This window comes from Paenibacillus sp. S25, assembly GCF_019454085.1.
In the GTDB taxonomy this organism is placed as follows: domain Bacteria; phylum Bacillota; class Bacilli; order Paenibacillales; family Paenibacillaceae; genus Paenibacillus; species Paenibacillus polymyxa_B.
On the sequence record NZ_CP073683.1, the window covers coordinates 2,334,679 to 2,351,804 of the forward strand.

The window sequence follows — 17,126 nt, forward strand, 5'->3', positions numbered from 1 at the left end:
AACAATATAAGCTAGTATCTATCCCCGTAGCTTCACAACTGCGGGGATATTGCTATATGTTTTGTCGTTTATTGGAATTTTGCAAAATCTGCATATGCATATTTTTCCTTGTATATCCGCACAATAGGTGAAAAAGGCGGAAGGATGAATAGCGTATGTGCAAAAGGTTTTCGTTATCGGCTGATTTGGATGAGGTAAGGGATCATTTTGGTATACAACGGGTGATGTATTATTACAAAACGCGTTATAACATGAGTCCCACCCAGCATATTCCAATTGTGCTGCATCAGGATGGAGAACGGGTACTTGATGAATTTCGCTGGGGATTTATTCCCTACTGGGGCAAGGATTGTGTCAATGCAGACTTGAATACGGTTCGGGTAAATCCGAGTTATCGCAAGATGGCGGAAACCCGACGCTGTATCATTCCATGCAATGGATTTTATTATTGGCGCAAATTGGGTAAACGCATGTGTGCTGTACGGGTGGTACTACCGGAACAGAAGATGTTTGCGGTCGCGGGGCTATATGAAGTATGGCAGGATAGTCGTAAGGAGCCTTTACGCACCTGTACGATGATGACAGTTCATGCCAATACGGATATACGTGAATTCGATACCCGTATGCCAGCTATTTTGGAAGCTGATCATATAGATTCATGGCTGGACCCGTCTGTCCAGAACATAGATGAGCTGTTGCCTCTACTGCGCACGTATGAGCAAGGCGACATGAGCATCTATCCAGTGACCCCACTGGTGGCCAATGATGAACATGATAACCGTGAATGTATTCAGGAAATGGATTTGCAGTGGTCCTGGATTAAACCTTAAACGTATGGAGATTTTCATCCATTATTGATCATAAGCTTCCCGCCACCTGCATAGGTATGTATTGGGGAACAAGCGTCATGATCCGGGGAGAGGGGAAACGGCCGAAGGAGTATCTCATATGGGATGGAGGCGATTGGAATGAGTAACGATACACTCATCCAGCTGCTGGTGCTCATGGTGACGATCATCGGTCTGGTCCAAAACCGGTAAGTGGCAGGTTCCAGAAGGCGGGAGAATTGCCGTAGGCAATCTTCCGTTTTTTTCTGTGTTAAAAAGCTCGCAGATTAAGGAAGCTTACGGTACAATAGATGCTAGGCTACAGGTGACAAGACACCTGAATATACGTCTACATACGATATATTTTTAAGGGAGAGCGAATCATGAGTGAATTAACTTCATTACCACCAGCCAAAAAAAGAAAATTGCTGTTTAGCGCAGGGCTCAGCTGGTTGTTTGATGCTATGGATGTGGGGCTGCTTTCATTTATAGTCGCAGCGTTGGCAAAGGAGTGGCATCTAGGATCTGAGCAAATTGGACTGCTGACTGCAATGAATTCTATAGGAATGGTGTTCGGAGCCGCTTTGGCGGGGATTTTGGCTGATCGTTACGGCAGACGTGCTATATTAGTGTGGACATTGTTGATCTTTTCTATTGCCAGCGGCTTATCAGCTTTGGCGACAGGACTCGGAATGCTGCTGGTGCTGCGTTTTATTGCTGGTGCAGGCTTGGGTGGGGAATTGCCTGTTGCTTCGACGTTGGTGTCAGAATCAGTGCCTGTGAAAGAACGAGGAAGAGCGGTTGTGCTGCTGGAAAGCTTCTGGGCGGCAGGCTGGATCCTTTCGGCTCTTATTGCTTATTTTGTTATTCCAAAGTATGGTTGGCAAATGGCATTTATTCTCGGCGCAGTACCTGCGCTGTACGCTCTTTATCTGCGCAGAGCTATTGAGGATTCACCGCGTTATAAGCAGCAAAGCGTTAAACTTCCGCTGCGTGCACGATTGGCTTCGATTTGGTCGGGACCCAATCGCAAGTCTACGCTGATGCTGTGGATTTTATGGTTCACAGTTGTATTTTCATACTACGGCATGTTCCTGTGGCTACCGAGCATTATGTTTATGAAAGGTTTCGAACTGGTTAAAAGCTTTGAATATGTGCTGATCATGACGCTTGCGCAACTACCAGGATACTTTACCGCCGCCTATCTAATTGAAAAGCTAGGGCGAAAATTCGTACTGATCATCTACTTGCTGCTCACAGCAGTGTCTGCCATTTGGTTTGGCACCTCGGAAACAGCGGGAATGCTGCTAGCTGCTGGTATCTGCTTGTCCTTTTTTAATCTTGGTGCATGGGGAGCCATGTATGCTTATACTCCGGAATTGTACCCGACAGCTGTACGTTCAACTGGTGTGGGTATGGCGGCTGCGTTTGGCCGTATTGGAGGCGTTATCGGGCCGTTTGCGGTCGGTATACTCGTAGGACAGGGCGTAGCGTTACCATCTATCTTTGTGATTTTCTTCGTAGCTATCTTGATTGGAGCAGCGGCTGTATGGTTGCTGGGTACGGAAACTAAAAATCAGGAGATTGACTAACCTTTACATTCACCTGTGTAAAGATTCATAATATAAGAGAGAGGAGTGACCTGAAATGGAGCATACCTTTCTGCTCAAGGCAGACTGGAACGGGGGGCGCAACAGCGACGGCCGTATTGAGGCTGGACAGTTGCGGACTGCAATTTCGATCCCGGCTGAGATGGGAGGCCCTGGTGTGGGCACCAATCCAGATGAAATGCTGCTCGGTGCCGCCGCTACCTGCTATTTGATTACTTTGGCGGCGATGATGGAGCGCGCGAGTCTCCCGGTGGCATCACTGGCACTGGAATCCGAAGGGATTGTCGATGTAACGAACAATATTTTTACATATCGCCGAATTGTGCATCGTCCGCAGGTTCAATTGGCCGCCGATGCGACAGAATCGCAGATCGAACAAGCATTGCGACTGGCAGAGCAGGCAGAAACCTCATGCATGATCTCGCGTGCCGTAGCGGGGAATGTGGCGTTGTCCACAGAGCCCGTGGTGGAGCGCGCCTCTTAAAGCGATATTTGTAACAGGAGCAATCATTCCAACTGCCCATCATTTTTTTAATCCAAGGAGGACACAACCATGACAGCACAACAAAAATTGCTCGTATTCGCAGGCTCTTACGCCGAATTGGAAGGTAACGGGGTTTATTCGTACACTTTTAATGAACAGACAGGAGCACTTACACTACAGGATGAGTTCTCCGGCTTGAAAAATCCTACATTCTTGAATGTGGACGTCAAAAATCGGAAGCTGTATTCCATTGGAGAGACGACTTCTGCTGCAGGAGCGAAAGTAGGCGAAGCCTCTGCTTTCGAAATTGACCCAGTTAAAGGAACATTTACATTGCTGAATCGTGCGGAAAACGTGGGTGCAACAACTTGCCACATTCAGCGTGATCCATCTGATCGTTACCTTATTGTAGTCAGCTACCACGGAGGTATGGTGGGACTGGTGTCTCTGACTGAGGACGGACGTATTGGTGAGTTGCTGGATGTTAAACAGCATGAGGGCAAAGGAGCGCATCCTGAACGTCAGGATCGTCCACATCCACATTCCAGTTTCTTTAGTCCGGATGGCCGCTTCCTGTTCGTACAAGATCTCGGTCTGGATCTGATCCGCGTCTACACCATTGATGACAGCAAAGGACAACTGTTGCTTCATGGTGAAACGAAAACCCATGCAGGTGCAGGTCCACGTCATTTGACGTTCCACCCGAATGGTAAATTTGCTTTTGTCATTAACGAAGTGGATTCTTCCATTACTTCTTTTGCATATGATGCAGAGGCTGGCAAGCTCACTGAGCTTGAGAGCGTACCGACATTGCCGTCTGACTTTACAGGTGAAAACACAACTGCTGAAATTGCAATTTCGGAGGATGGAGCTTATCTGTACGGGTCCAACCGTGGGCATGACAGCATTGTGGTATACGCTGTAGACGGAGCAACTGGCAAGCTGAGCTTGGTCGAGCATGTATCTGCCGAAGGAGAGCATCCACGCCATTTTGCTTTGACTCCAAATGGTGATCATATGCTCGTGGCCAACCGCGACACCAACAACATTGTTACGTTCAAAGTGGACAAGGCAAGTGGACGCTTGACCTACACTGGGCAACAAGTAACCGTGTCCAAGCCAGTATGCGTACAGCCTTTTTACTTTTCCGTGTAAAAATTAGGAAAACATTGGGGGTAACTAAATAACGGTATGCGGCTTGTGACCGCTACGAGAACGGATCATTCTTCCGATCGCTGTTGCCCCCGGATTTCTCGATTGTATGTTCAAGGGTAGAAATCCGGGGACAAAGGCGAACGCTCCGCTTCTTCAGAACAATTCCGTCCTCTCCGCTGCTTTAGTGCTTTTGGCGACCATTTTTTTATGCAGAAACAATAAATGAATACGTATATGTTGATGGTACTGATAGATTAACCAAGCATAGAAAATTTTTTAGTGAAAACGGCTCGTAGGATAACCTACAGCCGTTTTTATGTTAGGGCTTAGTCATTTCGAAAGAGGTCACTACCTACAAAAATAATATAAAATTTTATGGTTACAAATAAGATGCGAATAATCTCGGCAGGAAAAGGGTACATATGTTATAAGTGGGACAAGAATCTCTCAAGCACTCCGATAATGCAAATCTAGGACAAGCATTGTGAGTTCCATATAAGGGTTAGAGGCTTTAAATAAAAGTATTATATTTGGCCTAAGTATCAGTTTAGGTCGTTGGCTTTTTTAGAGGCAAACTCATGAAAAATGAGAATGGTAGAAACCATCTGATCGCGAAGTGAGACACACAAATCGACAGCCTTGGATTGCTCATATTTTACAGGAGGAGGAAACGAAATGAAAATTATTATTACGCAAAAGGAAGCCGTTGACAAAGGAATATGGACAGAGATCATGGGGATGTTTGCTGTAACCAAAGAGGACGAAGTATGGCAAAATGAAGAGTTTATTCTCACCGAAGAACAGGCACGTCAGGTCGGATTATTAAGATAGCAAAGAAAAATAGGACATGTTATCAAGTTTTAAGACCAAGTCTTAAAAAATCGTAACTTCTTTTTTATGTATCTGATACACTTTTTAACCGTGCAACGTTTATGATAAGTACACAAGGGTAATGAAGCTTACAGACACCGTGTACATACCCAAACGGCAAGGAGAGATCAGACATGATGAAACTAGCTTCGAAATGGACCGTATTGGCTTTAATGATGATGCTGATTACGACGGCAGGGGCAACAGCGCAAGGCTACACGCCTGTAGCAGCTGCTGAAAATCAGGAGACCGTATATATAAACCAAATGGAGATTCGTGACGGACAAATTTATTTGTCGGCAGACCCGATTGAATGGTATGAAGGCGCGGCAGCTGACAAAGCATTATTGGAACATGAAGGAAATACAGGATTGGATGGAGCTCCAGACGGCTACTACATCGTAAACAATTCCGTGCAAAATGACGTGTATCAGGTTGCACCAGATGCTTCGGTAGAGGTGCAGATTTATGATCACACGGGTAACATAGAAGATACAGACGTGCAATGGAACGAATCGATTCCTCTGGCACAGTTTGAGAAAGATTTTGCTAAAAAGGACGTTCTGGACCTCAGTCAATTTCCATACCATATTACGCTTCGTGAGGGTAAAGTTGTAAAAATCGTGCAGCAATTCATTCCTTAAAATAGAAGTAATCTCATTTCACAAACACGTGCTCTCACTTGATTATAGATCAGGGGAGCACGTGTTTTTTATACTTTATAACAAAAAAGAGGATATCCAGCCCATATAGGGCGCGGATATCCTCTTCTCTTCATAATATATGATTAGAACGATTTTGCTGTGTCTACTGCACGTTGTACAGCAGAAGCAACGATTTCTTGTGCTTGATCTGGAGCTTGGTTATGTCCTTCCAGAACAACTTTCACGATATCCTTTACTCCGAAGAAGGATAAGATGTTGTTCATGTAGTTCAAAGACATTTCAGCTGCAGCAGCTGGTCCTTCGGAATAAACGCCGCCTCTTGCATTCAACAGGGCTACTTTAGTTTCAGTTACGAGACCAACTGGACCTTCAGCAGTGTATTTGAATGTTTTACCAGCTTGGTTCAGGTAGTCAATGTACGTATGCAGTACAGCTGGAATCGTCATGTTCCAGAGCGGGAAAGCAAATACGACTTTGTCTGCTGCCAGGAATTGATCCAGGTAGCCATTAGCGATGTTTGCCAGGCGAGCTTCTTCTGCGTTCAGTTCCATGCCTCTAGCGGATTTGAACGTTCCGTTGATCATGTTAGCGTTCAAATAAGGAAGCTCGACGGAGAACAGGTCCAGCTCAGTGATTTCATCAGTTGGGTGGGAAGACTTGTAGCTTTCTACGAAGGCGTTATACAATTTAACTGTTGCAGATTCTTCAGCTGTACGATCATTAGCTTTGACAAATAATACTTTAGACATGATTTATTTCCCCCTAAGTAAGTTGAATAAGTAAGTTAAGTTAGTAAGTTACCACGTAATATTACAATATAAAGATAATATCTGTCAACACTTTTATATTAAATTTACTTTGAAAAGCTACTTTATTTTTTACACTGTAAATTTTACGTGTTTCTTTTGCAAAATATCAGTTTTGCGGTAAAATTTAAATGTAAAGTTTAATGCAGAGAATGGTTTGAGTAGGCTAAGAAGAAAATGAACATGGTGCCAGCAAGATAGGCACAATAGTTGAACGAAAAAAGGTGAGTAGCTTGAAGATAGGTTTTTTTGATTCAGGATTGGGTGGAATTACAGTATTGTCCGAGGCACTAAGACGTTTGCCAAACGAAAATTTTGTATACATGGCGGATACCCTTCATGTGCCTTACGGGACGAAAACTCCCCAAGAGGTGCTTGGTTATGTCAAGGCTTCAGTACAAACGATTCTAAAAGAAGATGTTAAGGCATTGGTAATTGCCTGCAATACGGCTACAAGTATCGCGGTTGCGGAGCTAAGGAAGGAATATCCTATTCCGATTATCGGGATGGAGCCAGCTGTGAAGCCAGCGGTCGAGATGAACCGAGCCAATGGTAAAAGAGTTCTGGTGTTAGCCACACCATTGACGTTGAAACAATCCTGTTATGCAGCGCTGATATCCAGGGTTGACGATCATGGGAGCGTGGACTCACTACCTCTGCCGGAGCTAGTACATTATTGCGAACAGTTGAATTTTGACCGGGCAGAAATGTCCGAATATTTTAACCGTGAGCTGTCTTCGTTCAATCTCGACATATATGGTACGGTGGTATTGGGATGTACTCATTATCCTTTTTATAAGGAGATTCTAAGGGAACTACTGCCTTCTCATATTCAGTTAATTGACGGGAGCCAGGGAACAGTCAGACGGTTGAAACAGGTGTTGTCTGAGCGTAATTTGCTGGAACCTTCGCCAAAATCCGGTCCATTGCAGGAGGGACATATTACATTTCTATGTTCTAGTCAGGATGAGGCCTATGTGCATAAGATGGAGCGGGCGCTTGAAATCTATGCGGAGCATGAAAAGATTTATTTTTAAAAGAAGAGCGGCTGGCGAACGTGTGGGAGCTAAATGAAATATCCAAATCGCCAGCTGCATTGTCGATCAAACGCATGGAGGAGGCGTAAGATGGATGTTCAACTGATCCTGAATGAGCTTCACGAAACGGGCGTGCTTGAAAGCCATATGCGAAATCTCAAACCGTTGACCGGCGGAACTTCGAGCAAAGTGGTTGTTGTCATGGACGGAACTAAGCCGCGATACGTGATTAAGCAAAATGATCCCGCTGTCGTAGAAGCCGAGGCAGAGTTCTTACATACCTATGTACAGATTGAGAAGCTATCACGTTTGGTTTATGTAGATCCGTTGCACCGTTATTTGGTGTACACGTTCAGGTCGGGGCTCACACAGTATCATGGACGAAACAAAAGCGATTTGTTGCTTCGTCTGGCGACGGAGGTGATCTCGCACTATAAGCCTTTTGGTGAGGAACGTCATTATGGTTATCCGGACCACCCGTTTGTGGAATGGAGAGATTTTCTGCTGCACAGAACGAAGGAATCTGAAAAGATCATACAAGGCGTTTTACCCCGAGAGAATCATCGGTTCGCTCATACCCTTGTGGCTGGATTGCCACAACGTAATATTAAATATTTGCTTCATGGTGACTGTGGAGTACATAATTTTGTGTTTACCGAAAACGGCACATTGACGGGCATTATTGACCCTGATCCAGTGGTGGGAGAACCTCTGTATGATCTAATATACGCCTTTTGTTCTTCACCGGATAGGCTGACCGTCGATACTATTTTGCCTGCCTTAGAGAAGCTTGGGCCGGAGATGACAGGGGAATACGAGCTGAACAGGGAAGTGTTACTGGGATTATACTTTCGTATAGCTACCTGCATTCGCCATCATCCTAAAGATCTCGATAAATATACAGAAGCGTGGCCTTATTGGCTGAACAGTGTTCGCTGAAAGGAACAGGGAATATGAGCATACAAGGATGGAATCATATTTGCTTTTCGGTGTCAGATTTAGAGGAATCAATACATTTTTATCAGAATGTACTAGATGGAAAACTGCTCGTTAAAGGACGTAAGTTGGCTTACCTGGACTGCTTGGGAATGTGGCTGGCCCTCAATGTGGAGGAGGATATCCCAAGAAATGAAATTCATCAATCCTATACGCATATTGCATTTTCGGTAGCGGAAGCGGATTTTGAGAGCATGCTTAACAAGCTGAGAACTTTTAATGTCACCATTTTGCCCGGAAGAGAGCGGAATGAACAGGACAAAAGGTCGGTCTATTTTACAGATCCAGACGGACATAAGTTTGAATTCCACACAGGACAATTGCAGGATCGCCTGCAATATTATAAAAATGAAAAAAAGCATATGACTTTTTATGATTGAGTAAGTGTTATCGATATTGAAGTGTAGGTATTAAGTAATAATTGGGTCGCATTTAGGAGGAATACGGAAGGATGTCACTGTCTCAGGAAAACGGTTCCAAGCAAGCACAAGCCGTTAAAACGATGACGGTTTTTGCAATCACTTGGCCGATCTTTATAGAGATGTTGTTTCACATTTTGATGGGTAGCGTGGATACGTTCATGCTAAGCCATGTTTCTGATGAGGTTGTATCGGCTGTAGGTGTATCAAGACAGTTGATTGAATTTACGATTATACTTTTCAATCTGCTTGGTCTTGGTGTAGGTGTGATTATTGCTCAGCTATTGGGGGCGCAAAAGCATGTGGATGCAAGCCGTGTTACAGCTTCGGCACTAACCTTTAATCTGGTGTTTGGTCTGGCGCTGAGTTTGATGTTTATTGTGAGCCGGGATTTTTTACTATCCTTTTACCATATTACCCCGACGATTAAGGAAAATGCAGAGGTTTATATGATGCTGGCAGGGGGTTCGCTGTTTCTGGAAGCGCTCATGCTAACCGCAGGTCCGGTTATTCGATCGCATGGTTTTACTAAAGATACGATGATCGTGGGCATTGGTATGAATATATTGCACATCGTGGGAAATGCGTTGCTCATTTATGGCTGGTTTGGTCTGCCGCAGATGGGAGTGGCGGGAGCAGCGATTTCAACGGTTATTAGTCGTGCTGTAGCATGTGTCTGGATTTTTCTACTGCTGTACAAGCGTGTAAGTGCGCCGATTCGCATCCGGTATTATGTACAGCTTCAGTGGAGTAAGCTGGTAGCCATCCTGAAGATTGGTATTCCTGCCGGGCTGGAATGGTTGTCTTATCAGCTTAGCCAAATGATGGTGACCCGGTTTGTCAGCTTTATGGGTACAACGGCGATCGCAACCCATTTTTATACGAATACAATTGTGTACTTTTTTATGGTATTTGGAATGGCTGTAGGTGAGGGGACGGAAATTATTGTTGCCCGTCTGATTGGAGCAGGAGATAAAGAAAAGGCCTATCATCAACTTTTACGGAGCCTGAAATGGTCTTTGGTCATTACAATTGCTGTGATCGTGGTAGTATCCTTTTTCCGATATGAAGTGATGGCGATCTTTACAGATGAGCTGGCGATCATTCAATTAGGGGCAGCGATTTTGCTCTTCTGTATATTGCTGGAGCCGGGCCGTGTGTTTAATCATGTTGTCATTAACTCCTTGCGAGCAGCGGGAGATGTTCAGTTCCCGTTAATGATGGCCATTATTTCAATGTGGGGGATTAAAATCCCGTTAGCATATGTGCTGGGCATTCATATGGGATATGGTGTGCTGGGTGTGTGGATTGCACATGCCTGCGATGAGTGGGTACGAGGCATTTTCCACTATTTACGCTGGAAGGGGCGGAAATGGCAGCACAAATCGCTGTTATCTAAGGCTGAACTTCAGGCGGAGTCAGCCTAAGGCTGAAAGAGATTCTACAACAGACATTCTCCAAGCGAATTGGAGGATGTCTGTTTTTTTTACAAAAATAAGCAAAATGGGGATGTTCAAACTTTTCAAAAATTGCTAGAATATAGTAACCTCGAATGTATTAGAGGTTTTCAAAGTTTCAAAGTTTCAAAGACGGATGGTTTCCGATTGAATCCATGAAGGAGGGAATAGGATGGAACGTAAAGTGCATATCATTCCTTACCAAGTGATCAAGCAGGAGCAACAAGTGAATGAAATACCGCGAGGTGTAGAGCTGATTCAGGCTCCTGCGGTATGGAACCAGACTCGAGGCCGAGGCGTGAAGGTGGCGGTGCTGGACACGGGCTGTGATTCAGACCATCCAGATTTGAAGGCGCGCATTATTGGCGGCCGGAATTTTACGGATGATGATCAAGGTGATCCGGAAATTTTCAAGGATTACAACGGTCATGGTACGCATGTAGCAGGAACCATTGCGGCAGCAGAAAATGCGGAGGGTGTCGTGGGTGTTGCTCCAGAGGCAGACCTGCTCATCATCAAAGTGCTAAACAAGCAGGGCTCCGGTCAATATGACTGGATTATTCAAGGCATCTATTATGCAATTGAGCAAAAGGCAGATATTATATCGATGTCACTTGGCGGTCCTGAGGATGTACCAGAGCTTCATGAAGCAGTAAAAAAGGCTGTAGCTAGCCAAATCTTAGTCATCTGTGCAGCTGGAAATGAGGGAGACGGTGACGACAGAACGGACGAGCTCGGCTACCCCGGCTGCTATAATGAAGTGATTAGCGTAGGTGCTATCAATTTTGACAGGCACGCCTCAGAATTTAGTAATTCTAATAATGAGGTGGATTTGGTTGCACCGGGAGAAGATATTTTGTCCACTGTTCCGGGCGGCAAATATGCGACCTTTAGCGGAACTTCGATGGCTACTCCACACGTAGCAGGTGCATTGGCGTTGATTAAGCAGCTGGCGAATGCGAGCTTTGAGCGTGATCTCACCGAAGCGGAATTATACGCACAACTCATCAAACGCACGATTCCACTCGGCAATTCTCCTAAGCTGGAGGGCAACGGTCTACTGTACTTGACGGCAGTGGAGGAGCTTTCTCGTATTTTCGACGCGCAGCGTGTAGCGGGAATACTAACTGTAGGATCATTGAAGGTTAAATAAACCGTAACTTCAACTTCGGATATATAGTGGCTCTCCTAAAGGGAGGGTCGTTTTTTTTGGATTTCAAATCTTAGGAAAAACCCCATTTACATTGCATTCAAATGTCGGGTAACATATGTCTCAAAGATAGGCATGAGTCAGAAGTGGAGGAGAATATGAACGATATCATGGCGCAAGCTGACGAGCTTAGACGAATAGGGCAAGCAGAGAAAGCACGTAAGCTTCTTTTAAAGGCATTAGAACAGCAGCAAAATGATGCAGAATTGTGGTATCAGACAGCTTGGACCCATGATTCATTGGGCTTAGAGCGGGAAGCGGTTGCCTATTATGAAAAATGCCTGGGTATGGCGTTATCTGCAGAATCAAGGAAAGGAGCTATCCTGGGATTAAGCAGTACATATCGTGTATTGGGCGTTTACGCCAAGGCGAAAGCGTGGTTGGACACAGGAATGAACGAATTTCCGGATTACAGACCGTTTCGGGTATTTTACGCGATGGTGTTATATAATCTGGGGGAATACGGGAAGGCCATGCAGGAGTTGCTAATGGAGGTGGCTGAAACGACCTCGGATTTATCTACACAGGAGTACTCACGTGCCATTCAATATTATGCAGATAAACTGGATCAGATCGAGGATAGGTGAACCGGAGTGAGAGCATAAGTAGTAACTAACGTGTATATACGCTCGTACATAAAAAGATCACAGTCAGAGAGTACTAATTCTCTTCCCTGACTGTGATCTTTTGCTGTTTATTGTTTAGCTATGGGATCCGTAACTTGATGAGTTAAATAACTGCGATTACTGCGCACCTTCAGTAACGGCGATTTCCTTCTCCAGGTTTTCTCTGGACAGGTTAGCCTTCAAGTAATCCGGGGTATCGGGCAGGACCAGGTGCAGATTGGATTTTTGACAAATGCGGATGGTGCACTTTTCGACGATAAAATCAAAGACATGCCCGCCTCCGGTGCGTTCATCGTTAATAAAATGCAGATGAAATCCGGCTACCCCAATACCTTGAGCATAGGCAGGTGTCCAAAAACCTGTAATCACGCCGGAAGCCTCATTAAAAGTGAAGGTAGGCTGTGACTTAGTCGCTTCGATAAACGGTCTGTATGGTTTAACTTGGTGAGGCACGGTCCGTGTCTTTACTTCACGAAAAGTACCATCCATACGGAAGGCATAGAACAGATTACGGCTTGGAAACAACGTTAACAGCAGAGCCTCCAGCTCTTCACGATGCATGGGACGGTCAATAGTATATGTGAAATCTTCATGAAAAAAGGTGACGGTGGAAAATGGAGTAGTTTCTTCTGGTTTTACGCGATGGGCCGTACCGTCTGGAAGCAAGTGATAAAATTCACCATCGAACGCGATCATCTCGCCATTGAGTTGATCAAAGGTACCGAGTCCGAAATCCCCGTGCTTTTGCAGTTCCTCGAACGCAACGACTCCGTCATAAAGACCATCTAATAAAGCAAGCATGGTGGACGTTTGGTAAATATCATGATCAGTTTCTTGCTTGGTTTCCAATTGTGCAACGGTCATGGCAATACACTTCCTTTTGTAATTGTATGCATTTATTTTCTTTCCTTTTCAATAATAAACGTAAAATTTCAGTAAATAACATGAATAACTCAAAAAAATCATAAAAAAAACGTTATACTCCATAATTGTCATAAAGCCGTCACGAGTGAGGCATGGTTAAGGTTAGTTTAATTGGTTAGGCAGCAGTTTACGTCCCAATTGGATGTTATCCTGATAATCAATCGGAATATCGACAACCACAGGACCATCGGTATGAAGTGCCTGCTGCAATACACTTTCTAGTTCTTCAGGAGAGTGCACGCGTAATCCAGTGGCCCCGAAGCTTTCAGCATATTTCACTACATCAACATCTCCAAATTTTACACCAGATGTTCTTCCGTATTTAATCTGTTGTTGAAAAGCGACCATGTCATAGGAACCATCTCTCCATACGATATGCACCAACGGTGAGTTAAGACGTACGGCGGTTTCGAGCTCCATTGATGAAAAAAGAAATCCTCCGTCTCCGGAAATAGAAACGACTTTTTGACCGGGGTTGACGAGTGTAGCAGCAATCCCCCAAGGAAGTGCTACGCCTAACGTCTGCATCCCGTTGCTGAATAGAAGGCGACGCGGCTCATACGAACGGAAATATCGTGCCATCCAAATGTAGTGTGAGCCGACATCACAAGTGACTGTGACGTTATCGTCAATCAGGCTGCGCAGTGTGCGAATGAATTGTAATGGATGAATCAGATAGTCATGCTTGTGTACAGGAACAGCTGCTTGCTCGTTTAGATCATGGTGAAGACGTTTTAATTGGTTGCAGGAGGTTCTAGATAGCTTTAAGGTAGGCAATTCTTCTGCAAGGCTACTCACAATCAGGGATATATTCCCGATAAGCTCGTAATCAGGTTGATAATCATGATCAATATCTGCTTGATGATCATCCAGGTGAATGAGGGTTCGGTTTGCAGGAATGTTCCAGTTTTTTGGATCATATTCAATAGGATCATAGCCAATTGTCAGTACCAGATCTGCCGCTCCAAGAAGCATGTCACCGGGCTGATTGTGGAACAGACCGACTCTTCCAAAATAGTGGCTTTCCAGCTCCCGGGAAATGGCTCCAGCGGCCTGAAAAGTTTCAACTACAGGCAAATCCGTGTTTCGAATCAGTGCACGGATGGCTGCTGTGGCTTCGGGCGTGCTGGCTTTCATGCCGAGGAGAAGTACGGGCAGCTTGGCTTTTTTGATTTGGTCTGCGACTTGTTTGATGAGCCCGGCTGGTGCGATTCCAAGCTGGGGAAGGGAAATTTTCTCAATGGCTGTTACTTCAGATGACGAAGTCAACACGTCCTGCGGCAGACTGACAAAGGTGGCTCCAGGCTGGGCTGAGGTCGCAATCCGAAATGCGTTAGTAATAGCTTCCGGTACACTATCAGGATGTTCTACTTCTACACTGTATTTGGTAATAGGCTCGAATAGTCCGGCGTTATCCATGGATTGATGCGTGCGTTTCAGGCGTGCGGATCTTGGGACTGCACCTGCAAGAGCGACGACAGGATCACTCTCAGCATTCGCGGTGACAAGTCCTGTCGCCAAATTGGATGCGCCGGGGCCAGAGGTGACAAGACATACGCCCGGCTTTCCAGTTAATCGACCGACTGCAGCGGCCATAAAGGCAGCATTTTGTTCATGACGGCATATGATTAATTCTGGACCCCGATCTTGAAGAACATCAAAAACAGAATCGATCTTGGCACCTGGAATGCCAAAAATATGCGTCACCCCTTGCTTGATTAAACAATCGACAACAAGGTCTGCTCCTCTAGTATCGGTCTTTGCTTGGACAGCTTGAACTTTGGTACTCAATGCTACCACCTCTTCTTCTCATCTTTGAAATAAACTAATGAAATACTTTCAATGTAAAACAATGGATGTATATGACAATTATAATACAATAACTGGTATTTTCAAGAAGGAAATTTTCTGAAAAAGATTGAAAATATATAAAGCGTTTTCAAAGTTTGATTCTTCGGGGAAAATAAAAAGTACGGAGATTTGGAATGGGTTGCTATTGCAATGGCAGATGTTCTCGGCGGATGTGAAGGAAAAGGCACCTATCACAATGAGTCTTTTGAAGATTCCTTTTTGGTGTTGGATGGTGCAGGACATAGACGAAATGCAAACAGATCTGCCCCAAAGAGTGGAAGGTCGGTTTTTTTGTCCTCTCACATGATAAAAATCACTTTCCTCTACAAAGGATAGCGGTTACAATGTAATTGTTGTTAACGTAAACATTAAATTTAAGGTGAAGTAATCCAGCTTGAAATGATGTACAGGTTTCGTATTATAGCTATATTATCTTATGCAATCACGAGGCCTGCTATGTGGTGGAGAATGTTATTGTTGAAAAACAAGTAGAGTACGAACATTTTTGTTAACGTTAACAATTTATTAGGAAACACGATTATAGAAGGGATGAGAGAGTAATGACTAAAGCGTTTTTAGACGAAAACTTTTTGTTGAGCAATCCAACGGCTGAAATCTTGTACCATCAGTACGCCAAGGATATGCCGATTATCGATTATCATTGTCATTTAAGTCCACAAGAAATTTATGAAAATAAAGCGTTCAAGAATATTACGGAAGCTTGGTTGTACGGAGATCATTACAAGTGGAGACTTATGCGGGCCAATGGGGTTGAGGAACGCCTGATTACGGGGGATGGTGAAGATTATGATAAGTTTTTGGCTTGGGCCAAAACCGTACCTACACTAATCGGCAATCCGCTGTACCACTGGACGCATTTGGAGCTTCAACGCTTTTTTGGTGTCTATGAGCTGCTGAATGAACAGAACGCACCAGTGATCTGGGAAAAGGTAAACCAAAAGCTGCAGGGAAAGGGCTTTGGCGCACGTGATCTGATTGTGAACTCGAAGGTAACTGTGGTGTGCACCACGGATGATCCGACAGACCATCTCGAATACCACAAACAAATCAGCAAGCTGACCGATTTCCCAGTGGCAGTGCTGCCAAGCTTTCGCCCCGACAAAGCTTTGGAAATTAATCGTGAAACTTTCCAGCCTTGGGTGGCTCGGTTGGGTGAAGTCAGCGGACTGGATGTCTCTGGCTTGGAAGGATTTTTGAATGCGCTGGCGAGCCGGGTGCGCCATTTCCATGCTGCCGGAGGCCGGGTATCTGATCATGCGCTGGATACTGTAGTCTATGAAGAAACGACACTGGAGGAAGCGGCAGCTATATTCAGCAAGGCGCTGGAGGAAGGCCATGTGACTCCTTTAGAGGAGGCGAAATACAAATCATACGTTCTGGTTTTCCTTGGCAAACAGTATGCAGAACATGGCTGGGCTATGCAATATCACATTCACGCGCTGCGTAACAACAACACGGCTATGTTCCGTCATTTGGGACCGGATACAGGCTATGATGCCGTAAATGATGGCTCTATCGCTCGTCCATTGGCGGCATTGCTGGACGCACAGGAGCTGGCAGGAGGATTACCGAGAACCATTTTGTATTCGCTTAATTCGGTTGATTATCCAGTACTGGCAAGTCTCGCGGGTTGCTTCCAATCCGGTGGAACTGTAGGGAAAATCCAGTTTGGCACGGCATGGTGGTATAACGACCATATCGAAGGCATGCAGGAGCAGATGAAGTTGCTGGCTAACTACGGGGTGCTGTCCCGCTTTATTGGTATGCTGACGGATTCCCGCAGCTTCCTTTCCTACACGCGCCATGAATATTTCCGCCGTATACTTTGTGACTTAATCGGAACGTGGGTTCAGGAGGGTAAGGCGCCTGAGGATCTGGAACTGCTCGGAGCAATGGTACAAAACATTTGCTACAATAACGCTGAGCAATATTTTAGTTTCCCAACGGTTGTTCATAGTAAGTGAAGCTACCGCCTAAGGTGAGAACTCACTAACTTTATAAAAAATAGCTCTTGCCAGGAGCTTGTTTCAAACTCCTGGTAAGAGCAATTGAAAACAAAATAGTTATCAACTGAGGATTTTGCAAAAATCCCATAAGCGACTTCCAATGAACAAGATATAGATCGAAATGGTTTAGTTCGTCTGCATCTTGCACTTCGGAGCGACTGG

At 44.9% G+C, this 17,126-nt stretch carries 16 protein-coding genes; 13 read left to right on the forward strand and 3 right to left on the reverse strand.

Annotated elements, in window-relative coordinates; all coding sequences use genetic code 11:
• Positions 1-155: 155 nt before the first annotated feature.
• From KAI37_RS10350 to KAI37_RS10375, 6 genes are all read left to right on the forward strand, one after another.
• Entirely contained in the window at positions 156-830 is a 675-nt protein-coding gene (locus KAI37_RS10350) for an SOS response-associated peptidase (protein ID WP_028542409.1), read from the forward strand.
• 380 nt (positions 831-1,210) lie between these two features.
• Entirely contained in the window at positions 1,211-2,419 is a 1,209-nt protein-coding gene (locus KAI37_RS10355; protein WP_071640639.1) for an MFS transporter, read from the forward strand.
• A gap of 55 nt (positions 2,420-2,474) precedes the next feature.
• A complete protein-coding gene (locus KAI37_RS10360; RefSeq protein ID WP_013310026.1) occupies positions 2,475-2,921 on the forward strand; it encodes an OsmC family protein in 447 nt (148 codons plus the stop codon).
• 69 nt (positions 2,922-2,990) lie between these two features.
• Complete coding sequence (locus KAI37_RS10365; RefSeq protein WP_220031175.1) at positions 2,991-4,076, forward strand: lactonase family protein; 1,086 nt, start codon at positions 2,991-2,993, stop codon at positions 4,074-4,076.
• Between the two features lie 675 nt (positions 4,077-4,751).
• The gene (locus KAI37_RS10370) at positions 4,752-4,907 is read left to right on the forward strand and encodes a hypothetical protein (protein ID WP_023988309.1); all 156 of its coding nucleotides are present in this window, start codon (positions 4,752-4,754) and stop codon (positions 4,905-4,907) included.
• Positions 4,908-5,080: 173 nt separating this feature from the next.
• Positions 5,081-5,590 (forward strand): hypothetical protein, encoded by a 510-nt coding sequence (locus KAI37_RS10375; RefSeq protein ID WP_025723668.1) that lies wholly within the window; start codon positions 5,081-5,083, stop codon positions 5,588-5,590.
• Positions 5,591-5,733: 143 nt separating this feature from the next.
• On the opposite strand, the gene KAI37_RS10380 is transcribed toward KAI37_RS10375, so the two are convergent.
• Positions 5,734-6,360, reverse strand: coding sequence for an FMN-dependent NADH-azoreductase (locus tag KAI37_RS10380; RefSeq protein ID WP_043882169.1), 627 nt, complete (start codon positions 6,358-6,360; stop codon positions 5,734-5,736).
• Positions 6,361-6,650: 290 nt separating this feature from the next.
• Here KAI37_RS10380 and murI point away from each other — a divergent pair, with 290 nt between their 5' ends.
• From murI to KAI37_RS10410, 6 genes are all read left to right on the forward strand, one after another.
• Entirely contained in the window at positions 6,651-7,454 is an 804-nt protein-coding gene (gene murI / locus KAI37_RS10385) for a glutamate racemase (RefSeq protein WP_220031176.1), read from the forward strand.
• Between the two features lie 90 nt (positions 7,455-7,544).
• Positions 7,545-8,393 (forward strand): aminoglycoside phosphotransferase family protein, encoded by an 849-nt coding sequence (locus tag KAI37_RS10390; RefSeq protein ID WP_220031177.1) that lies wholly within the window; start codon positions 7,545-7,547, stop codon positions 8,391-8,393.
• 14 nt (positions 8,394-8,407) lie between these two features.
• Positions 8,408-8,830 carry a metallothiol transferase FosB gene (gene fosB / locus KAI37_RS10395; protein ID WP_071644290.1) on the forward strand — a complete coding sequence of 141 codons (423 nt, stop codon included), beginning with the start codon at positions 8,408-8,410 and terminating at the stop codon, positions 8,828-8,830.
• A gap of 71 nt (positions 8,831-8,901) precedes the next feature.
• A complete protein-coding gene (locus KAI37_RS10400; protein WP_220031178.1) occupies positions 8,902-10,296 on the forward strand; it encodes an MATE family efflux transporter in 1,395 nt (464 codons plus the stop codon).
• A 202-nt stretch (positions 10,297-10,498) separates the two neighbouring features.
• Positions 10,499-11,479, forward strand: a complete 981-nt coding sequence (locus KAI37_RS10405) for a S8 family peptidase (RefSeq protein ID WP_071640649.1) — start codon at positions 10,499-10,501, stop codon at positions 11,477-11,479.
• A gap of 155 nt (positions 11,480-11,634) precedes the next feature.
• On the forward strand, positions 11,635-12,123 hold the full coding sequence (locus tag KAI37_RS10410) for a tetratricopeptide repeat protein (protein ID WP_104495413.1): 489 nt from the start codon (positions 11,635-11,637) through the stop codon (positions 12,121-12,123).
• 156 nt (positions 12,124-12,279) lie between these two features.
• On the opposite strand, the gene budA is transcribed toward KAI37_RS10410, so the two are convergent.
• Together budA and alsS are read right to left on the reverse strand one after the other, a co-directional pair.
• Complete coding sequence (gene budA / locus KAI37_RS10415) at positions 12,280-13,026, reverse strand: acetolactate decarboxylase (protein WP_071640653.1); 747 nt, start codon at positions 13,024-13,026, stop codon at positions 12,280-12,282.
• 162 nt (positions 13,027-13,188) lie between these two features.
• Positions 13,189-14,886, reverse strand: coding sequence for an acetolactate synthase AlsS (gene alsS / locus KAI37_RS10420; RefSeq protein WP_179085946.1), 1,698 nt, complete (start codon positions 14,884-14,886; stop codon positions 13,189-13,191).
• Positions 14,887-15,497: 611 nt separating this feature from the next.
• On the opposite strand from alsS, the gene uxaC reads away from it, so the two are divergent.
• Positions 15,498-16,922 carry a glucuronate isomerase gene (gene uxaC / locus KAI37_RS10425; protein ID WP_220031179.1) on the forward strand — a complete coding sequence of 475 codons (1,425 nt, stop codon included), beginning with the start codon at positions 15,498-15,500 and terminating at the stop codon, positions 16,920-16,922.
• Positions 16,923-17,126 lie beyond the last annotated feature (204 nt).